Below are 19,408 nucleotides of genomic sequence, written 5' to 3' on the forward strand. Positions count from 1 at the left end.
AAGGAGGAAGTCGTATGGTTTATAGTTGTGCCTCCCATATAGGAAAAGTAAGAAAAAACAATGAAGACTATTGTGAGGGAGAAGTTATAGATACAGAACATGGTCCAATAGGAATATTTGCCATAGCTGATGGAATGGGTGGACATAAAAAAGGGGAAGTCGCCAGTAAGTTAGCAGTAGAAAATATAATTGATTTTCTAAAAGAAAACTTATTACAGCATGATAATGTAAAAATAGACTATATAGATGATATACTAAAACAGGCTTATAATAATGTAAACTCAATTGTGCACAAGAAATCTATGGAAGATATAGCATTTGAAGGAATGGGAACTACATTAGTTACAGCGATAGTGTATAATAATGTCTTGTATGTGGCAAATGTTGGAGATAGCAGATGTTATTTGTTAACAGATGAAAAATTTGATAAAATAACTATAGACCATTCCGTGGTTGAAGAACTTATGATGGCTCATGTTATTACAGAAGAAGAAGCGAGAAGACATCCACAGAGAAATAGAATAACTAGAGCAATTGGAACAGATGATATGGTTGTTGTAGATATTTTTAAGAAGGAAATCAAAAAAAGTGATATAATACTTCTTGCAACAGATGGATTAACCGGGTTTATTTATGACGAAGATATAAGAAGTTTAATATTAGATTACGAATATGAGAGAATTAGTGATATAAGTGATGAATTGATAAGCATGGCCAATGATGTTTCTGGTAAAGATAATGTTTCGGTGATAGTAATAAAAGTATAATTAGGACGGTGATATTGTGGGAGATACAATTTTAGGAAATCGATATGAAATCATCAGGAAGATTGGTGATGGAGGAATGGCCTTTGTATATGAGGCTAAAGACAGATTATTAAACAGGACTGTTGCACTTAAAGTACTCAGACCTGAATTTGTAGATGACGATGAATTTTTAACAAAATTTAAAAGAGAAGCAGAAGCAGTAGCAAGTCTTTCACATCCAAATATAGTAAATGTATATGATGTTGGGGAAGATGGAAAAGTTCACTACATTGTAATGGAATTTGTAGATGGAAAAAATTTAAAGGAAATTATACAGGATGAAGGAATATTAGACGAATATACTGCACTAGATATAACAAAACAAATAGCTATGGCACTTAGTGCTGCACATAAAAAGGGGATTATACATAGAGATATAAAACCTCATAATATTCTCATATCCAATGAAGGAAGAGTAGTAAAAGTAGCTGATTTTGGTATAGCCAAAGCTGTCTCAAATTCAACAATGACTAATATTGGTAGTATAATAGGTTCAGTACACTATTTTTCACCAGAGCAAGCTAAAGGAAAGTTTGTAACTAATAATGCAGACTTGTATTCTTTAGGTATAGTTTTATATGAAATGCTGATAGGAAAAGTACCATTTAGAGGAGATAGTCCAATTTCTATCGCACTTCAACATATTAATGATGATATAGATTTTACATCGGAAGAAAAAGTTAGGATTCCTCAAAGTGTAAGAACTACAATAAAAAAGCTTACAGAAAAATCTAGTGCAGATAGATACCAAACTGCTGAAGAGTTAATAGAAGATATAGATTATATAGAAAAAAATATTGACTTAGATTTTATAAAGGAATATGATGATTTTGCAACAAAGAAAATTGATGAAAAAGAAATTAGTAAAGCTGTAAATCCAGTACTTGCAAAGCCGGTTCCAGAAAAAGTAGTTAAACCTATAGAAGTTGCTGATTTAGATGAAGATGAAGATTATTATGATGATTTTTATGAAGATGAATATGAAGAAGATGAAGAAGATGAAGATGAGGAAGAGATAATGAGAGCTAAAAAGAATCAAAAACCTAAGAATACTCAAAGTAAGAGGGCTAAGAAAAAGAAGAAAAAACAAGAAAGTCCTAAAGCTAGAAAAAGACTAAAGGTAGTCGCAGCAGTTTTGATAGTAATCTTATGTGCACAAGTATTCTTAGCATATAAATTTTTATTTGCTGGAGGATTTGGTAGTAAAGATTTAACTGTTCCTAATCTTGTGAATATGACATTAGAGGAAGCACAAAGTGAAGTTGAAAAAGAAGGATTGTCCTTAAGTGTAAAAAGTGAAGAGTATAGCAATGAGGTTGACAAAAACTGTATAATATCGCAAACACCTGAAGGTGGAAGTACAAATATTAAAAAAGGTGACACTATAAATGTCGTTGTAAGTAAAGGTGCAAATGAAGCTTCAGTTCCCAATGTAGTAGGTATTACTTTAACTAATGCAAAAAAAGTTATAGAGGAAAATAAATTGAAAGTTGGTACTGTCAAGTACGAATATAGTTCAGTATATAAAGAAGGTACAGTTTTAAGTCAGAGCCCTAGCTCTGGTTCATCAAGTGTTCAAGAAGGTGATGAAATAGACCTATATGTTAGCAAAGGCCCAGAAAAATCAAATACACCAACGCCAACAACACCAAATAAGACTCCAACAACACCAAACGAGGATGATACAACAACACCTGGTTCAAACTCAGGAAATAGTGGAGGAAATTCAGGAGGTTCAAACTCAGGAAATAGTGGAGGAAGCTCAGGAGGTTCAAACTCAGGAACTAACGGAGGTAATTCAGGAAATAGTGGAGATAATTCAGGAAATAGTGGAGATAACTCAGGAAATAGTGGAGGAAACTCAGGAAATAATGGAGATAATTCAGGAGGCTCAAACTCAGGAAATAGTGGAGATAACTCAGGAGGTTCAAACTCAGGAAATACTGGAGAAACTCCATCAGGAACTGGTGGAAATATTGGCAAATCAGAATAAATATTAGCTAAAAATAAAAAGCTGTCCTTTTATAGAAATTATTTTCTTTAAAGGGGCAGTTTGTTTTGTATAAAATATTAGATTAATTATAAGGGAGATAAATATTTATGAATAAAAATAATAAAACAGTTTTGGTCACAGGAGGCTCTAGAGGAATTGGAAGAGCAATATCTAAAACATTTGCAAAAGATGGGTATAATGTATTGATAAACTTTAATAAATCAGAAAATGAGGCTAAAGAACTATACACTGTATTAAATGAAAAAGGTTTTTCTGTAAAATTATTTAAAGCTAATATTTCAAATAGAGAAGAAGTTGAAAATATGATAGATTATTGCATAAAGGAGTTTGGAGGATTGGATGTACTTATAAATAATGCTGGTATAAGTCAAGATAAGTTATTTACAGATATAACTGATGAAGATTGGGATAATATGATGAATATTAACTTAAAAGGAAGTTTTTATTGTTCACAAATTGCTTTAAAATACATGATATCAGAAAAAAAAGGAAACATAATTAATATATCTTCAATTTGGGGTATATCAGGTGCTTCTTGTGAGGTACATTATTCTGTATCAAAAGCAGGTATAATAGGAATGACAAAGGCATTAGCTAAAGAAGTTGCTCCATCAAATATTAGAGTAAATAGCATAGCACCAGGAGTTATTAATACAGATATGTTATCTGAATATAATGAAGATGAGATAGATGCTCTTGTAGAGGAAACTCCTTTAATGAGATTAGGAACACCAGAAGATATAGCAAATTGTGCTATTTTTTTAGCATCTGATAAATCAAGTTTTATTACTGGACAGGTAATTAGTCCAAACGGAGGATTTGTTATTTAAAAAAAATGTGGTATTATATAAAAATAGGAAAGAATAACACTATATACTACTCATAAACAGCATATGTTTATATAATTTTATAAAGGGAGGTATTTGATGCTAGAAGGAAAAATTATAAAAGGGATTAGTGGATTTTATTATGTAGATACAGAGAAAGGTCTTTATGAATGTAAGGCTAGAGGTATATTTAGAAAGCAAAAAGTAACACCTTTAGTTGGTGACAGAGTTAAAATAAGTGTTGTTGATGAAGATGAAAAAAAGGGAATTGTGGAAGAAATAGATAGTAGAGATACAGAACTTATAAGACCACCTATAGCAAATGTAGATAAGGCACTAATAGTATTTGCAATAAAAAATCCTAAACCAAACTTATCTCTTTTAGATAGATTTATAGTTTTGGCAGAAAAAGAAAATTTAGAAACTGTAATAATCCTTACAAAAGCAGATTTAGATGATGATAACATATTAGAGCATGTTAAAAATATATACGAGCTTAGTGGATATAAGGTTATTCCTGTAAGCAATGTCACTAAGTTAAATATAGATAAAGTAAAAGATGAATTAAAAGAAAATGTAGTAGTATTTGCAGGACCATCTGGAGTTGGAAAATCAAGCTTATTAAATGAAATAGATGAAAATTTTAAACTGCAAACAGGTGTAGTAAGTGATAAAATCAAAAGAGGAAAACATACCACTCGTCATGCTGAACTTTTAAAGTTAGAGTTTGGTGGAATGGTTGCAGATACACCAGGTTTTAGTTCACTTGCACTTGAAGACATAGAAGAAGTTGAACTTAAAGATTATTTTATAGAATTTGATAAATTTAATGATTGTAAGTTTGGTTCAAAATGTATTCATGAAAATGAACCTAATTGTGCTATAAAAGAAGCTGTTGCAAATGGAGAAATATCTAAAGAAAGATATGATAGTTATATACAGCTACTAAATGAAATAAGACAAAATAACAGTAGGAGGTATTAGAAACATGATTAAATTAGCACCATCAATATTATCAGCAGATTTTGCAAAATTATTAGAGGATGTAAGAAAAGTGGAAAGTGCAGGATGTGAATATCTTCATATCGATGTAATGGATGGACATTTTGTACCAAATATTACATTAGGACCACTTGTAGTTAAAAGTTTAAAAAAAGAGAATATAAATATGGTATTTGATGCTCATCTTATGATAGAAAATCCAGACCAATATATTGAAGATTTCGTAAAAGCAGGATGTGATATAATAACTGTTCATCAGGAAGCTTGTACACATCTACATAGAACTATACAAAATATAAAATCACATGGAATAAAGGCAGGTGTAGTACTTAATCCAGCAACACCAATAGATACTATTAAACATGTACTATCTGATTTAGATATGGTGCTTTTAATGTCTGTTAATCCTGGATTTGGAGGACAATCATTCATACCTTGTGTGCTAGATAAGATTAAAGAGTTAAAAACACTTATAGATAGTAAAGGATTAAATATTGATATAGAAGTTGATGGTGGTATAAGTCCTAAAAATGTAGCTGAAGTTGTACAAGCAGGAGCTAACGTAATAGTAGCAGGCTCTGCAATATTTGGAAGTGATGACATTCAAGAAACAGTTAATTTATTTAGAAAGAATGCTTCTCTTGAAGAATTAGTTTAGACTTAGGTATGAAAATCTGTATTGTTTTAAATGGTGAAATTGAAGATTATAAAATTACAAGAGATATTATACTTAAAGAATGTTATGACTGCATAATATGTGCAGATGGAGGCGCAAATCACACCTATAAAATGGATATAATACCAGATTATATCTTAGGAGATTTAGATTCAATAGAAGAAGGGAAGATAAATTTCTATATAAATCAAGGTGTTAAATTTGAAAAATTTCCATCTAAAAAGGATGAAACTGATACAGAGCTATGTCTCTTTTTAGCTAAAACTATTAAAGCTAACCATATTGATTTTTTTGGTGCCCTAGGTGGAAGAATTGACCATACTCTTGCAAATATAAAGCTATTATATTATTTAAAAGAAGATGGAATATATTCTAGGATACTCTCAGATAAAGAAGAGATGTATATAGTTGAAAATGAAGAATTTACCTTGTTTGGAAACAAAGGAGATACTATTTCTGTAATAGCTGTAAAAGGAGATGCTAAAGGAGTAACACTTACTGGTTTAGAATATCCTTTGGATAATTATTATATGAAGTATTCAGTACCTATTGGAATATCCAATGTTATGTTAGGGAATTCTTGTAAAATTAAAGTAGAGCAAGGATGTGTACTTGTAGTTAGAAATTTATAAAAATGGACTTTAATAATTGATTTTATATTACAGAGCAGATACAATCAAGTAAAATATATTTATAATTGTATCTGCTTTTTAGTATATAATTATAAATATATAATAACTTTTGACGCAAGGGGGATTTTTTGTGATAGACAGTATTATTTTCGATTTAGATGGAACTCTATGGGATTCAACTGAAGGAGTATGTAAGGTATGGCAAGAGGTCTTAGATAAACGTGAGGATATAGGTTTAAATGTTACAGTAGAATTATTTAGAAGTGTTATGGGTCTTTCATTTGATGAAATAGCAAAGCGTTTATTTCCAGATTTAGATGAAGAAGAAAGAAAGAATCTATTAGATGAATGTTCTGCAGGAGAATGTGATTACTTATCTGAACATGGAGGTAAATTATTTGAAGATATAGAAAATACTCTCGAGAAATTATATGAAAAATATAAATTATTTATAGTAAGTAATTGTCAAAAAGGATATATAGAATCTTTTTTAAAAGCACACAAGCTAGAAAAGTACTTTATAGATTTTGAGTGTCCTGGCAATACTGGATTGCATAAAGGTGAAAATAATAAACTCATAATTGATAGAAATAAACTAACTAACCCAATCTATATTGGAGACACTCAAGGGGATGCAAATAGTGCTAAATTTGCTGGGATTCCTTTTGTATATGCAAAATATGGTTTTGGAAATGTGGATGAATATGATTATTCTATAGAGTCATTTAAAGATTTGTTAGAACATGATATATTAAAATAAGAGAAGTTTAAAGTTTGTTTTTAAATAACAAAAATAATCTACAGGGGGACTTAAAAATGGAATTACAAGATACTATTTACAAAAGACAAAGTGTAAGAAAATTTAAAGAACAAGATGTTTTAGATGAAGATATTTTGAAAATGGTAAAAGCGGCAGGGGCAGCTCCATCAGGTAAAAACATTCAAAACTGGCATTTTGTAGTTATAAAGCGTCGTGATTTAATGGAAAAGATAGCAGATGTGATAACTAAAAAACAGCAAGAAATACTTGTAGAGATGGATAAAGTATCAGTAGAAAAAGCTAATAGATTTAGAAAATTTGTGCCAAACTTTACTTTGTTTTATTTAAAAGCTCCAGTTTTGGTATTAGTTTTTACAAAGGTATACAATCCATCCGGCTATTATGAGTTAGAACTTATAAATGCACCTAAAGAGACTATAGATAAGTTATTTGTAAGAAATCCAGGCATGCAAAGTTTAGGAGCAGCAATTGAAAACTTTACATTATCAGCAATTGAACTTGGGTATGGTTCTTGTTGGTTGACAAGCCAGAACTATGCAGCAGATGAGATAGAAGCTGTTTTAGAGAAAGAAACAGGATTTGAAAAAGGCGAATATTTCTTGGGAGCAATGTTGGCACTTGGAGTACCAGAAGATAACTTAAGAAGTCCATCTAAAAAACCAGTAGAAGACATATGTACATTTATAAAATAAAAATAAAAATTTTTATAAAAAATAAATAAATTAAAAATAAATATGCAAAAATTAAAAAGTAGATTTTATTGATATTAAATTTATATTTCAGGTTGTTGATTTAATTAATACAATAAGGCCTACTTTTTTGTGTATATTAAAGCAAGTAAATTTAAATCTTTAGAAAATCTTTAGAAAAGTATATATAATATCTTAAGTTTTTAGCTTTAATATTAGATATATAAATAAGGTAAAACAGTATTGAAGTTAAATTAAAGGGAGGGTTCTGAAATGGACATTAAAGATAAATAATTAGAATAGACCACTATAAATTTATAAAAAAATGGAAAAACTTCTATCATATTGTATAATCATATATGTAAAGGTAGTTTATAAATTAATTGATATAAAGGAGATTAAAATGAATTCATATAATATTTTGGTGGTAGAAGATGAGAAAGAAATAGCAGATGCTATAGAAATATACCTTTTAAATCAAGGGTATAATGTTTTTAAAGGTTACAATGGATTGGAAGGTCTTAAAATTATAGAAAGCCAAGAAATACACTTAGCTATAGTTGATATAATGATGCCTCAAATGGATGGAATAACGCTTACAATGAAGCTTAGAGAAAATCATAATTTTCCAGTGATAATGTTATCTGCAAAATCAGAAGAAGTTGATAAAATAATGGGGCTTAACATAGGAGCGGATGATTATGTAACAAAACCCTTTAAGCCATTAGAGTTATTGGCTAGAGTTAATTCTCAACTTAGAAGATATACTAAGTATCTAAATATGATAAAAAATAAAGAAGAAAGTTCAGAAAGTAATGAAGGTGTATTTGTAATAGGTGGATTAGAATTAAATGAAAATACAAAAGAAGTTAGTATTGATGGAAATTATATAAAAACAACTCCTATAGAATTTAAGATATTAAGTTTACTTATGAGAAATGCAGGAAGGGTCTTTTCTGCAGACGAAATATATGAAAGAGTTTGGAATGAAAATGCTGTAAATACAGATACAGTCATGGTACATGTTAGAAATATAAGGGAGAAGATAGAAATCGACCCAAAAAATCCAAAATATTTAAAGGTGGTGTGGGGTGTTGGATACAAAATTGAAAAAATTTAAGGGAAAATATATAATTAGTGCAATAGTTTTTATACTTATGTTATCAGCATCATTAGGTATGATTAGTCAATATCCAACTATACAGGCAGCTTCTAAAGGTGGAGCTAAAAATCCATTTGAGCAAGAAGGATTTGTAGATGACATATATAAAGGAAGTTATGTTTTATATCACAATATGAAAGAAGAACAAGAAGGTAAGATGATACAACCTTCGAAGCTTTTTTTAAGTGAAGAAACTATAAATTATATAAAAAATGCTAGTAAAGAAAAAAGCACATATGAAGGTTCAGATACCTATTATTCTGATGATAGTATTAATGCAGATTTTAATGAAAACTTTGATGAATGGGAATCTTTTATTAATAATTCAAGTAAAAATTTAAAATATTATTTAGTTGATAAAGAAAATAACTTTGAGCTTTTTAATGAGAATAAAGAATTAAAAGCACTTGATACAACAAAAAATGATGTATCAAAAGAAGAGTCTGATAAAAATCAGCCTCAAGATACAACTATGAATGATGAAGAAAGACAAGAAAAGATTAAAAATATAAAAGCAAATTATAGATTTTATCTTGTAATGAATTTTGATAAAGATGGAAAAGTAAATATTGTAGACTCTTATGGAGTAAATCAAAGCATTATCAGCCAAATGTTATTATCTAAATCTAGAGAAGATTTGATGGATACAGATTTAGGTGGGAATTCAATCTCATATAAATTATCCCCAATAAAAAATAAAACATTAGTATATGCTGTACCTAAAGTAATAAGCCAAGATAGTTCATATAGCTCATATAATGATTATGGAATGATTTATAGTAGTGATGATATAAGTGGATATATAAATAATGTAGAGAATAATTCGTATTATAAGATTTCTGCAATGATTATAAAAATCATAATATCTATAGTTGTAATTGTAGCTGTAGTATTTCCATATAGAAAATCTAAAGAGTTATTAGGGTTTGAGATAATCACAAGAATACCATTAGAGATACTTTTTATTGCTATTGCTATTATACAGGGTATTGTAGATTTATATCCTACTGGTATAATAAGTAACACATTGAATGGAAATTATGTAGAGTATCTAATAAATAATGATATAAGTAGTAAAATGGCAAATATATTAGTAAGCTCAATGAATTTAATTTATTGGTTTGTAGCCTTCTCAATAATATTTGTATTTATAGCACTTTTAAAACATATTTTAAACTTTGGAATAAAAGAATACTTTGTAAAAAATACTTTGACAGGAATGTTTTTAAAATGGTTTAAAAAATCAAGTAAAGTAGTTATTAATCAAGTTAGAATGACAAATTTAAAAGAAAAGCCAAATAAAACTATAGCTATAATTCTATCAGTAAACTTATTAATTATAGTTATAATGTGTAGTATGTGGTTCTTTGGAATAATACTTGCATTAATTTACTCAGTAGTTTTATTTAAGTTATTGTCAGACTACTCTAAGAAAACAATATGTGAATACAATCAACTTTTAGATGTTACAAAGAAAATTTCAGATGGAAATTTAGAAGTAAATATGGAAGATGATTTAGGGTTCTTTAATCCTATCAAAGATGAGCTTGGAAATATTCAATCTGGATTTAAAAAAGCTGTTGATGAAGAAGTTAAAAGTCAAAAGATGAAAACAGAGCTTATATCAAATGTATCACATGACTTAAAAACACCTTTGACATCTATAATCACTTATATAGATTTACTAAAGGATGAAAATATAACAGATGAAAATCGTAAAATGTATATTGATACATTGGATAGAAAGTCACAAAGACTACAACATTTAATAGAAGATTTATTTGAAGTGAGCAAGGTAAATAGTGGAGATGTGCATTTAAATATAGTAAATGTAGATATTATATCTCTAATGAAACAGACATTACTGGAATTAGATGATAAAATAGCAGAGTCATCACTGAAGGTAAGAAATAATTTTTCAAGTGAAAAAATAATATTACCATTAGATAGTCAACGCACATTTAGAGTATTTGAGAATCTTATAATAAATATAAGTAAATACGCAATGCCAAATTCAAGAGTATATATTGATATTTTAGAAACAGATAGACAAGTAAATATCATGCTTAAAAATATGTCAGCAACTGAAATTGATTTTAGTGTAGATGATATAATGGAGAGATTTGTAAGAGGAGATAAGTCACGTAATACAGAAGGTTCTGGACTTGGTCTAGCAATAGCAAAAAGTTTTGTAGAGCTACAAGGTGGTAAAATGAAGATAGATATAGATGGAGATTTATTTAAAGTTACAATTACTTTTAATAAAAACTAAGTTAGATTTTTATCACAGATTATAACTATAGAATTTGCAAAATAAAATTTTTTAAGAGTGCTATTTTAAAGTAGCACTCTTTTTATTGATTTACATTGAGTATTATCTTGTATAGAATAATATGGAATCTCTCAGAAACTTTGCCAGCCCAGGTTGTTCTTTATTATAATATGATGTAAAACGGTCATCATTTACATACATCTGCGCTAAAGCAGCATGAGCTTCCTTAGAGTATGTATTCCAAGTGTAACTCAACCATTTGTGATGTAATCTTGCAACTTCTTGAGAAAGTTCATTAGATGCATCACCAGTTTCAAAAGCTTGTTTGAGTTTACTAATTATCTCAACACTTAAATCTTGCCAATCCTCATAATCTTTTTTAGACATATTTTTAAATTTTTTATTTGATTGATTGATTACATCTTCACCATATTTTTCTCTAATTTCAGTTCCATAATTTTTTTCATTTTCATCAATCATCTTTTCTTTAAAACCTTCAAATTTTTCTAAATCTGTCATAATATATTTTCCTTCCTTTAATGCTATAGTTTTAGTTACATTTTCTATCAGTAAGTCAATTTGTTTTCTTTTAGCTAGTAATTTGCTATGATGTTGTTTTAATGCACTTAGACTGTCAAAAGTTGGTGAATTTATAATGCTTTTTATATTTTCTAAGCTAATACCTAACTCTCTATAAAAAAGTATTTGTTGTAGCTTATTAACTTCATTTTGACCATATATACGATAACCTGAGGAATTTATTTTAAGTGGCTTAAGAAGCTCGATTTCATCATAGTATCTAAGGGTTCTAGTACTTATACCAGCTATTTTACTTAATTTCTGAACTGTATATTCCATAAGTAATACCTCCTATAAATTAAATATACACTTTTACGTAACGTCAATGTCAATACATTAAAATATAAAAATGTATATCTTTTAATAAAAATATAAAAAAATATCTTTATTGGATATTTTAATCATAAGTGTCAATAATCACTAGTGAAAATTAAAAAATAAAATTTATAGATTATTTTTATCAAAAGATAGAGAATCTATAACCTGGGAGGAATTGTATGAATTTAAAAAGAAGCAAAGAAAAACGTGAAGAATATAGAAGGCTGTATTCAGATAAAGAAAGTTTTTTAAGTTTGATTCAAAATTTTACAAGCGTCTCAATAGCAAAGGAATTAACTCTTAAAAATATAGAGTTAGAAACATCTTTTATATGTGAATATAAAGGAAAGGAGGTAGATATAATTTATAAAATTTTTTCTAAAAATCGTAAAATTTCACACTATATAGTGTTGGAGTTTCAAACAGAAATGGATACAGAGATTGTACCAAGGTTAAAATCATACAGAGAGCAAATTTGGAAAAGCTTTATAATGAAAAAGAGTCTTGAAGAAATAGAGCGCAAAGATTTTAAACTCCCAAAAGTTATACCAGTAGTTTTATATAGTGGACCTGAAAGGTTAAGTAAAAAAAGAGGTATTTTAGATATTATAGAATCTGCATCAGAAGATAGTAATAATTCCAGTATAAAAAATTAAAATTACATAATGTGTTTATCGGTCTAAAATGGGAACTTATCGCATAAACTTAAATATGAAAATATTTGTAGATACAAGTTCTATGTGGAGGTGTTCCATGAGAAATAACAAGTCTAAGGTATTGCTAGGAATACTGTGTCTAGCAACAGGAATGGCAGTAATTTTATCTATGTTGCTTCCTGGCTGGATTTGGTCAGCACTTACCGCATTAATACTTATTGGATGTGGAGCATTATTATTTTTTTGTTAAAATAATTTTAACTATAAAGTGTGGGGTGAGTATTGATGAAAGTAGTAACAATAAAGTTACCAAAATGGATTTCAAACATAGTTTTAAAATTTATGAGAAAGAGTAAAAATGATTAAATTTAAAAAGCCTACTTTCGGAAGTAGGCTTTTAAACGTGGCTATTAAGCTCTTTCAATTTTACCAGAACGTAAACATCTAGTACAAACTTTTACTCTCTTAGGAGCTCCATCTATAATCGCTCTTACGCTTCTTAAATTAGCTGACCATGTTCTTTTATTATGTTTATTTGAGTGTGATACTTGGTTTCCAGAAACCTTACCTTTACCACATACGCTACATACTTTTGCCATCTACGCACACCTCCTTAAAATGATAACTATTTAAAGACTAAAAACATATTTATATTATCATAAATAACAAAAATTTGCAATAGAAATATATATTTGCCTTACATATATTGAAGAATTTCTTATTATCATATAAAATTATATATATAATTTTATATAAAGTAAATATATTTGAAAAATAATTATTATTTTTCTTTAAATATATAGACAATACAAGAAATTTTATCCAAAAACTTTTCTAGGTTTAAATTATACCATATTTATAGTATGATATGATTATAATTTTATATAATAAATAAGTAAAAATAGTAAAAAATAAATTAAGAACCATTTTTAATAAAAATAAACTTAAGGGGGTCAACCATGAGTGCAAAGGTAATGAATCAATATGGAAGTATAGAAATAGATAATCAAGTAATAGCTCAAGTCACATATAGAGCTGCAATGGAAAGTTATGGTCTAGTAGGTTTAGCATCTAAATCTAAAGGAATAGTAGAATTATTAAAAGGTGAAAATGCTACTAAAGGTGTTAGAGTAGAAGAAGTAGAAGAAGATGCCATAGCAATAGAACTTTATGTTATAATACAATATGGTACAAATATATCTACAGTTGCAAATAACATAATAGATAGAGTTAAATATGTAGTTGAAAAGATGACTGGCGTAAGAGTCACTAAAATTGATATTAATGTACAAGGAATAAGAGTTAAGTAATTTTATAGGAGGAAAGAAATGATTCAGTATATAGATGGTAAAAGGTTAAGAGAGATGTTCATTTCAGGTGCAAACAATCTCCAAAACAATAAAGATTTAGTTGACAAATTAAATGTATTCCCTGTACCAGATGGAGATACAGGGACCAATATGTCCTTAACTATATCTTATGCCTTAAAAGAGTTAGCGAAAGTAGACAATGATAATATATCAGACATCGGAAAAGCATTATCTAAAGGCTCTTTAATGGGTGCGAGAGGAAACTCAGGAGTTATACTTTCACAAATAATTAGAGGTATAGCTAAGTCTATAGAGGGAAAAAGTAAATTATCGACAGATGATTTAGCAAAAGCTTTTAAAAATGGTGCTGATACAGCTTATAAAGCTGTAATAAAACCAATTGAAGGAACTATACTTACTGTAGTTAGAGAGAGCGGAGAGTTTGCAGTAAAAGCTGCTAAAAAAGAAAAAGATGTAGTAAAGTTTTTAAGTATGCTTGTAAAGGAGTCAAACGCTTCACTAGAAAGAACTCCAGACCTCCTAAAAAATCTAAAGGATGCTGGTGTAGTTGATTCTGGAGGAAAAGGGCTTGTACTTATATATGAAGGTATGTTAGCTTCTATAAAGGGTAACAATATAGAAATAAAAAGTGTTAGCCTAGACACTAATGTTGCAACAAATATAGACTTCCCAAAGAATAGCACTAGCACAGATGATATAAAATACTGTTATTGTACAGAATTTATACTAGAAAGTTCTAAAGTAGAAGATACGAAAATACGAGATATAATGATGGCTTATGGTGATAGTCTAGCAGTAGTTGGAGATGATGGAGTCATAAAGGTACATGTACACACTAATGACCCAGGAAACGTGCTTCAAGAAGCTCTAAAGTATGGTCAATTATTAACTATAAAAATAGAAAATATGAAGTTACAACATGAAAATACAATATTGGAAGTAGAAGAAAAAAAAGAAAATGATAGTGAGCCTTTAGAAGAAGAAAGAGAATTTGGATTCATAGCGACTTCTATGGGTGAAGGATTAGCAAATATATTTAAAGATTTTGGTGTTGACCATATAATAGAAGGTGGTCAAACTATGAATCCAAGTACTGAAGACTTTATGAATGCCATAAGGGATATAAATGCTAAAAATATATTTATTTTCCCAAATAACAGCAATATAATAATGGCTGCTAACCAAGCTAAAGAATTGAGTGATAAAAATATAATAGTTATACCTACAAAAAACACACCTCAAGGATTTGCTGCATTAGTAACATTTAATGGAGAATTAAGTGAAGATAAAAATGAAGAAGCTATGATGAATGCTTTAAATTCAGTTAAATCAGGTCAAGTAACTTTTGCTGTTAGGGATACAGTAATGAATGAAATTGATGTTAAAGAAGGTAATATAATTGGAATTGCAGAAGGTAAATTATTATCAGCAGGGGATTATGTAGATGAAGTAACATCAAATCTTATTGAAAAATTGGTTGATGAGGATACTGCTATAATAACTTTATTCTTTGGTGAAGATGTTACAGAATCTCAGGCAAATGAACTTCGTACTTCTTTAGAAGAAAAATTTGAAGATGTAGATGTGGAATTATATTATGGAGGACAACCTCTTTATTATTACTTAATTTCAGTTGAATAATGATTATAAGAACCTGTATGACCATGTAGCTTTTATAAAGTTGGTTGTACAGGATTTTTGTGTAGTAGGTGATATATTTGTTGGATTTATATAAAGATGTTCAATATGTTAAAGGAATAGGCCCTAAAAAAGCCTGTAAGCTAAATAAGCTGGGTATATTCACATTAAAGGACTTATTGTATTATTTTCCAAGGCAATTTGAAGATAGAAACAATCTTAAGAAAATAGCACAGTTGGAGAATGATGAAAAAGCTACAATAAAAGCAGTAATATCAAATATAAATACATTTAGTCCAAAAGAAGGAATGACTTTAACAAAGATTGATGTAAAAGATGAAACTGGTTCAGCTAAATTAGTATTTTTTAATAAAACTTATATAAAAAATACATTTAGACCTGGAGATTCAATATTAGTTTTTGGAAAAGTTAAGAAAAGATTTAATAACTTAGAACTTACATCATGTGAATTAGAATATCTTACTAATTCACCTAAAAATACATGTAGATTTATGCCTGTGTATCAACTTACATATGGTGTTACAAATAAAGAGATTATGAGTATAATTAAGACTGTACTTGAAGATAAGGAATTAATTATACAAGAATACATGCCACAAAGAATTATAGAAAAATATAGATTATGCAACATAGATTTTGCAGTTAGAAATATTCATTCACCAAGCAATAAGGAATCGTTAAAAATAGCTTTATATAGAATTGTATTTGAAGAATTACTTATATTACAGTTGGGACTGTTTGTATTTAAAAGTGGAAGAAATAAAGAAAATGGAATAAAATTTACAACAAGTGAAAGTTTAAAAAATATAATAAGTTCTTTACCATTTAAATTAACTAAAGCTCAGAATAGAGCATTAGATGAAATTATAAATGATATGAATTCTGACAAAATAATGAATAGATTGGTTCAAGGTGATGTAGGTAGTGGGAAAACAGTAGTTGCTCTCTTAGCACTTGCAAATTGTGTCTTAAATGGTTATCAAGGAGCTTTGATGGCACCTACAGAGATATTAGCAGGACAGCATTATATTTCACTTACTGAAACCTTAAAAGATTTTGACATAAATGTCGGCTTATTAATCGGTAGCCTTACAAAAAAACAAAAAGATATGGTATTAGAACAAATTAAAAGTAATGAAATTGATATATTGATAGGAACACATGCACTAATTGAAGATAAAGTTGAATTTAATAATATTGGTCTAGTTATAACAGATGAGCAGCATAGATTTGGAGTTATGCAAAGAAGTAGACTTTCATTAAAAGGAATAAATCCAGATATACTAGTAATGACAGCAACACCAATACCAAGAACATTAGCACTTATACTTTATGGAGATTTAGATATTTCTATTATAGATGAACTCCCACCAGGGAGACAGCCAATAGAAACACTTGCTATTGAAAAGAGCAAGAGAGATAGAGCTTATAATAACCTAGTAAGAAGAGAAGTTGAATCGGGAAGGCAAGTATATATTGTATGTCCATTAGTGGAAGAAAGTGAAGCAATAGAAGCTAAGTCAGCTGTTGAATTAGTAGAGGAATTAAGAGCTGAATACTTCTCAGATTTAAGACTTGGACTTCTTCATGGGAAAATGAAATCAAGTGAAAAAGATGAAGTAATGAGTAACTTTAAGAATAAAGAAATAGATATTCTGGTTTCAACAACAGTTATAGAAGTTGGTGTCAATGTGCCAAATGCAACTCTAATGATAATAGAGAATGCTGAAAGGTTTGGCCTTGCACAATTACATCAGCTTCGAGGTAGAGTTGGGAGAGGAAGCCATAAGTCATATTGTGTACTAATTTATGACTCTAAAACAGATGTATGCAGGCAGAGAATGTCTATAATGGAAGAAACAAATGATGGATTTAGAATTTCAGAAAAGGATTTAGAAATAAGAGGACCTGGAGAGTTTTTTGGGACTAGACAACATGGACTTCCAGAATTAAAGGTAGCAAATTTGTTTAAGCATATAAAAATATTAAAGTTAGCACAGCAGGAAGCACGATATATATTAGGTGAAGATAATAATCTACAATTGAAAGAGAATATTCCACTTAAAAATGAAATTATAGATAAATTTAAAGATACATTGGAAGAAATTTCATTAAATTAATTTTAATTTATGTTAAAATATTATTGATGTAAGAATGTGCTGAAGGGAGATTGTCATATTGAGAGTAATTTCAGGAAAAGCAAGAGGATTAAAATTAAATACTCCAAAAAATGAAGATGTAAGGCCAACAACAGACAGAGTAAAAGAATCTTTATTTAATATAATAAATTCATATATAATGGAAAGTGAAGTTCTAGATTTGTTTGCTGGAACTGGTTCTTTAGGGATAGAATGTTTGTCCAGAGGTGCAAAAGCATGTACTTTTGTAGATATTAGTAAAGAAAGCATAGAAATTGTTAAATCTAATATAAAAAAAGCAAGGGTTGAAAATGAGAGTTTTATTTTAAACCTTGATTTTAAAACTGCTATAGATAAGCTTAAGTTACAAAATAGTAAATTTGACATAATTTTTATGGACCCTCCATATTATAAAAATATGTTTATAGAAGCTATTGAAAAAATTGATAATTCCAATTTATTGAATGGAGATGGAATAATAGTTGTAGAGCATGATACTAATGATTTATTTCCAGATAAAATATGTAAGTTACAAAAAACTAAAGATAAAAAATATGGAAATACTACATTAACTTTTTATAAGGTGGAGGCATAAAATGGAAAACAAACCTAGAAAAGCTATATTTGCAGGAAGCTTTGACCCAATTACTAATGGACATTTAGATATTATTTGCAGGGCTTCGAAGTTATTTGACGAATTACAAATAGGAGTCCTAAATAATCCTAATAAAAAAGGTCTATTTAGCTTTGATGAAAGAGTAGAACTTATAAAAAAAAGTACAAGCCATCTAGAGAATATAAAAGTTGTAACTTTTGATGGGCTATTAATAAGTTACTGTCAAGAAAATGGAATTGGAGCATTAGTTAGAGGTGTAAGAAGTGGTGCTGATGTTGATTATGAGCTTCAAATGGCTCATATGAATAGAGAGCTTAATCCAGATATAGAGACTATAATTTTACCAAGTTGTACAAAATATTCATTTATAAGTTCATCTTTAATAAAAGAGGTTTTGCTCTTTGATGCTGATATAAAAAATTTGGTTCCAAAAATTGTTTTGGAAGAATTAAAGAAAAAAACTACTGGGGGTAATTGATATATGAAGATAGATTTAGAAATGATTGAACTATTTGATCAATTAGAGGAGATAATTAGAAGTGCTTCTACAATTCCTTTTTCACATAAATGTACTGTAGATAAGGATGAAGTTTTAGCAATAGTTAATGATATAAGAACTTTAATACCAGAAGAAGTAACACAGGCAGTTTGGATAAATAAAGAAAGAAATAAAATAATAAGCCAAGCTAAACAAGATGCTACAAACATAGTTGAACAAGCACAAAAAGAAGCTGAAAGAATACAACAAGAATATCAGGAAAATATAGAAGAATTAAAGAAAAATTCTGAAGATGTAGTAAAAGCATATGTAGAGTCAAGCGAACCTGTTGTTCAAGCAGACCAAAGAGCTAAGGATATAGTTGACAGAGCTGAAAGAATAGCCAATGAGATAAGAATTGGTTCAATTGAATATGCAGAAGATGTACTTTCTAGTGTTGAGTATAATTTAAAAGAAATATTAGAAGAAATAAAAAGAGATAAAGCTGAACTTAGACCTAAAAAATAAATTTTTTTAAGTAGATAAAAACAGACCATATAATTATATGGTCTGTTTTTTATGGAGCAATTTAATAAAAGAGATTTTAAAATCAAAAATTTCACTAAAAAATTCTAGTTTATCTTAACTATATTGATTACTATAAAAAATAAAAATAGCAACGTTGCTATAGAAAAAAACTATAATAAAAAAAAACATATAGAAAAAACTGATTAGACAAGAAATACATGCTTTGATAATATTTTAAATGGAG

General features: G+C 28.6%; 20 protein-coding genes. 18 read left to right on the top strand and 2 right to left on the bottom strand.

The window, feature by feature from the left end:
* Positions 1 to 14 precede the first annotated feature (14 nt).
* The 10 genes from KGF48_RS03905 (at position 15) to KGF48_RS03950 (ending at position 10,861) form a co-directional block, all read left to right on the top strand.
* On the top strand, positions 15 to 767 hold the full coding sequence (locus KGF48_RS03905; protein WP_227432480.1) for a Stp1/IreP family PP2C-type Ser/Thr phosphatase: 753 nt from the start codon (positions 15 to 17) through the stop codon (positions 765 to 767).
* A 16-nt stretch (positions 768 to 783) separates the two neighbouring features.
* Positions 784 to 2,799: a Stk1 family PASTA domain-containing Ser/Thr kinase gene (gene pknB / locus KGF48_RS03910; RefSeq protein WP_227867757.1), complete on the top strand. Its 2,016-nt coding sequence runs from the start codon at positions 784 to 786 to the stop codon at positions 2,797 to 2,799.
* Positions 2,800 to 2,906: 107 nt separating this feature from the next.
* Complete coding sequence (gene ymfI / locus KGF48_RS03915) at positions 2,907 to 3,650, top strand: elongation factor P 5-aminopentanone reductase (RefSeq protein ID WP_227828121.1); 744 nt, start codon at positions 2,907 to 2,909, stop codon at positions 3,648 to 3,650.
* 96 nt (positions 3,651 to 3,746) lie between these two features.
* On the top strand, positions 3,747 to 4,631 hold the full coding sequence (gene rsgA, locus KGF48_RS03920; protein WP_227828122.1) for a ribosome small subunit-dependent GTPase A: 885 nt from the start codon (positions 3,747 to 3,749) through the stop codon (positions 4,629 to 4,631).
* Positions 4,632 to 4,635: 4 nt separating this feature from the next.
* Entirely contained in the window at positions 4,636 to 5,307 is a 672-nt protein-coding gene (gene rpe, locus KGF48_RS03925; RefSeq protein ID WP_227828123.1) for a ribulose-phosphate 3-epimerase, read from the top strand.
* A gap of 8 nt (positions 5,308 to 5,315) precedes the next feature.
* Positions 5,316 to 5,957 (top strand): thiamine diphosphokinase, encoded by a 642-nt coding sequence (locus KGF48_RS03930; protein WP_227840371.1) that lies wholly within the window; start codon positions 5,316 to 5,318, stop codon positions 5,955 to 5,957.
* A gap of 130 nt (positions 5,958 to 6,087) precedes the next feature.
* On the top strand, positions 6,088 to 6,717 hold the full coding sequence (locus KGF48_RS03935; protein WP_227840372.1) for an HAD family hydrolase: 630 nt from the start codon (positions 6,088 to 6,090) through the stop codon (positions 6,715 to 6,717).
* A gap of 56 nt (positions 6,718 to 6,773) precedes the next feature.
* Entirely contained in the window at positions 6,774 to 7,430 is a 657-nt protein-coding gene (locus tag KGF48_RS03940; protein WP_227840373.1) for a nitroreductase family protein, read from the top strand.
* Positions 7,431 to 7,830: 400 nt separating this feature from the next.
* Positions 7,831 to 8,547 (top strand): response regulator transcription factor, encoded by a 717-nt coding sequence (locus KGF48_RS03945; protein WP_227828127.1) that lies wholly within the window; start codon positions 7,831 to 7,833, stop codon positions 8,545 to 8,547.
* A complete protein-coding gene (locus KGF48_RS03950) occupies positions 8,519 to 10,861 on the top strand; it encodes a sensor histidine kinase (protein WP_227867758.1) in 2,343 nt (780 codons plus the stop codon). The genes KGF48_RS03945 and KGF48_RS03950 overlap by 29 nt, the downstream gene beginning before the upstream one ends.
* Before the next feature lie 102 nt (positions 10,862 to 10,963).
* On the opposite strand, the gene KGF48_RS03955 is transcribed toward KGF48_RS03950, so the two are convergent.
* Positions 10,964 to 11,719: a MerR family transcriptional regulator gene (locus KGF48_RS03955; protein ID WP_227840375.1), complete on the bottom strand. Its 756-nt coding sequence runs from the start codon at positions 11,717 to 11,719 to the stop codon at positions 10,964 to 10,966.
* 218 nt (positions 11,720 to 11,937) lie between these two features.
* Between KGF48_RS03955 and KGF48_RS03960 the strand changes: the two genes are divergently transcribed.
* Together KGF48_RS03960 and KGF48_RS03965 are read left to right on the top strand one after the other, a co-directional pair.
* Positions 11,938 to 12,414, top strand: coding sequence for an Rpn family recombination-promoting nuclease/putative transposase (locus KGF48_RS03960; protein WP_227840376.1), 477 nt, complete (start codon positions 11,938 to 11,940; stop codon positions 12,412 to 12,414).
* Positions 12,415 to 12,511: 97 nt separating this feature from the next.
* Positions 12,512 to 12,664, top strand: coding sequence for a hypothetical protein (locus KGF48_RS03965; protein ID WP_009893656.1), 153 nt, complete (start codon positions 12,512 to 12,514; stop codon positions 12,662 to 12,664).
* Positions 12,665 to 12,824: 160 nt separating this feature from the next.
* Here KGF48_RS03965 and rpmB read toward each other — a convergent pair whose 3' ends face one another.
* On the bottom strand, positions 12,825 to 13,013 hold the full coding sequence (rpmB, locus tag KGF48_RS03970; RefSeq protein WP_003416297.1) for a 50S ribosomal protein L28: 189 nt from the start codon (positions 13,011 to 13,013) through the stop codon (positions 12,825 to 12,827).
* Positions 13,014 to 13,373: 360 nt separating this feature from the next.
* On the opposite strand from rpmB, the gene KGF48_RS03975 reads away from it, so the two are divergent.
* The 6 genes from KGF48_RS03975 to KGF48_RS04000 all read left to right on the top strand — a co-directional run bounded on the left by KGF48_RS03975 (position 13,374) and on the right by KGF48_RS04000 (position 19,164).
* Positions 13,374 to 13,724 carry an Asp23/Gls24 family envelope stress response protein gene (locus KGF48_RS03975; protein ID WP_227432491.1) on the top strand — a complete coding sequence of 117 codons (351 nt, stop codon included), beginning with the start codon at positions 13,374 to 13,376 and terminating at the stop codon, positions 13,722 to 13,724.
* 18 nt (positions 13,725 to 13,742) lie between these two features.
* On the top strand, positions 13,743 to 15,386 hold the full coding sequence (locus tag KGF48_RS03980; RefSeq protein WP_227839423.1) for a DAK2 domain-containing protein: 1,644 nt from the start codon (positions 13,743 to 13,745) through the stop codon (positions 15,384 to 15,386).
* Between the two features lie 80 nt (positions 15,387 to 15,466).
* Positions 15,467 to 17,524, top strand: a complete 2,058-nt coding sequence (recG, locus tag KGF48_RS03985; RefSeq protein WP_227839422.1) for an ATP-dependent DNA helicase RecG — start codon at positions 15,467 to 15,469, stop codon at positions 17,522 to 17,524.
* A 58-nt stretch (positions 17,525 to 17,582) separates the two neighbouring features.
* Positions 17,583 to 18,137, top strand: a complete 555-nt coding sequence (gene rsmD / locus KGF48_RS03990; RefSeq protein WP_227839421.1) for a 16S rRNA (guanine(966)-N(2))-methyltransferase RsmD — start codon at positions 17,583 to 17,585, stop codon at positions 18,135 to 18,137.
* Position 18,138: 1 nt separating this feature from the next.
* A complete protein-coding gene (coaD, locus tag KGF48_RS03995) occupies positions 18,139 to 18,636 on the top strand; it encodes a pantetheine-phosphate adenylyltransferase (protein WP_227432495.1) in 498 nt (165 codons plus the stop codon).
* 3 nt (positions 18,637 to 18,639) lie between these two features.
* Positions 18,640 to 19,164: a hypothetical protein gene (locus tag KGF48_RS04000; protein ID WP_227828134.1), complete on the top strand. Its 525-nt coding sequence runs from the start codon at positions 18,640 to 18,642 to the stop codon at positions 19,162 to 19,164.
* Positions 19,165 to 19,408: the final 244 nt, after the last annotated feature.

The organism is Clostridioides sp. ZZV15-6388 (genome assembly GCF_020657755.1).
Classification (GTDB): domain Bacteria; phylum Bacillota; class Clostridia; order Peptostreptococcales; family Peptostreptococcaceae; genus Clostridioides.

Excerpts from the sequence above, each read along its gene's own strand:
- rsgA (WP_227828122.1), top strand. The coding sequence starts at position 3,747 with ATGCTAGAAGGAAAAATTATAAAAGGGATTAGTGGATTTTATTATGTA.
- KGF48_RS04000 (WP_227828134.1), top strand. The coding sequence starts at position 18,640 with ATGAAGATAGATTTAGAAATGATTGAACTATTTGATCAATTAGAGGAG.
- KGF48_RS03940 (WP_227840373.1), top strand. The coding sequence starts at position 6,774 with ATGGAATTACAAGATACTATTTACAAAAGACAAAGTGTAAGAAAATTT.
- ymfI (WP_227828121.1), top strand. The coding sequence starts at position 2,907 with ATGAATAAAAATAATAAAACAGTTTTGGTCACAGGAGGCTCTAGAGGA.
- KGF48_RS03945 (WP_227828127.1), top strand. The coding sequence starts at position 7,831 with ATGAATTCATATAATATTTTGGTGGTAGAAGATGAGAAAGAAATAGCA.
- rpe (WP_227828123.1), top strand. The coding sequence starts at position 4,636 with ATGATTAAATTAGCACCATCAATATTATCAGCAGATTTTGCAAAATTA.
- coaD (WP_227432495.1), top strand. The coding sequence starts at position 18,139 with ATGGAAAACAAACCTAGAAAAGCTATATTTGCAGGAAGCTTTGACCCA.
- KGF48_RS03980 (WP_227839423.1), top strand. The coding sequence starts at position 13,743 with ATGATTCAGTATATAGATGGTAAAAGGTTAAGAGAGATGTTCATTTCA.
- KGF48_RS03955 (WP_227840375.1), bottom strand. The coding sequence starts at position 11,719 with ATGGAATATACAGTTCAGAAATTAAGTAAAATAGCTGGTATAAGTACT.
- KGF48_RS03975 (WP_227432491.1), top strand. The coding sequence starts at position 13,374 with ATGAGTGCAAAGGTAATGAATCAATATGGAAGTATAGAAATAGATAAT.
- KGF48_RS03965 (WP_009893656.1), top strand. The coding sequence starts at position 12,512 with ATGAGAAATAACAAGTCTAAGGTATTGCTAGGAATACTGTGTCTAGCA.
- rpmB (WP_003416297.1), bottom strand. The coding sequence starts at position 13,013 with ATGGCAAAAGTATGTAGCGTATGTGGTAAAGGTAAGGTTTCTGGAAAC.
- KGF48_RS03960 (WP_227840376.1), top strand. The coding sequence starts at position 11,938 with ATGAATTTAAAAAGAAGCAAAGAAAAACGTGAAGAATATAGAAGGCTG.
- KGF48_RS03930 (WP_227840371.1), top strand. The coding sequence starts at position 5,316 with ATGAAAATCTGTATTGTTTTAAATGGTGAAATTGAAGATTATAAAATT.
- KGF48_RS03905 (WP_227432480.1), top strand. The coding sequence starts at position 15 with ATGGTTTATAGTTGTGCCTCCCATATAGGAAAAGTAAGAAAAAACAAT.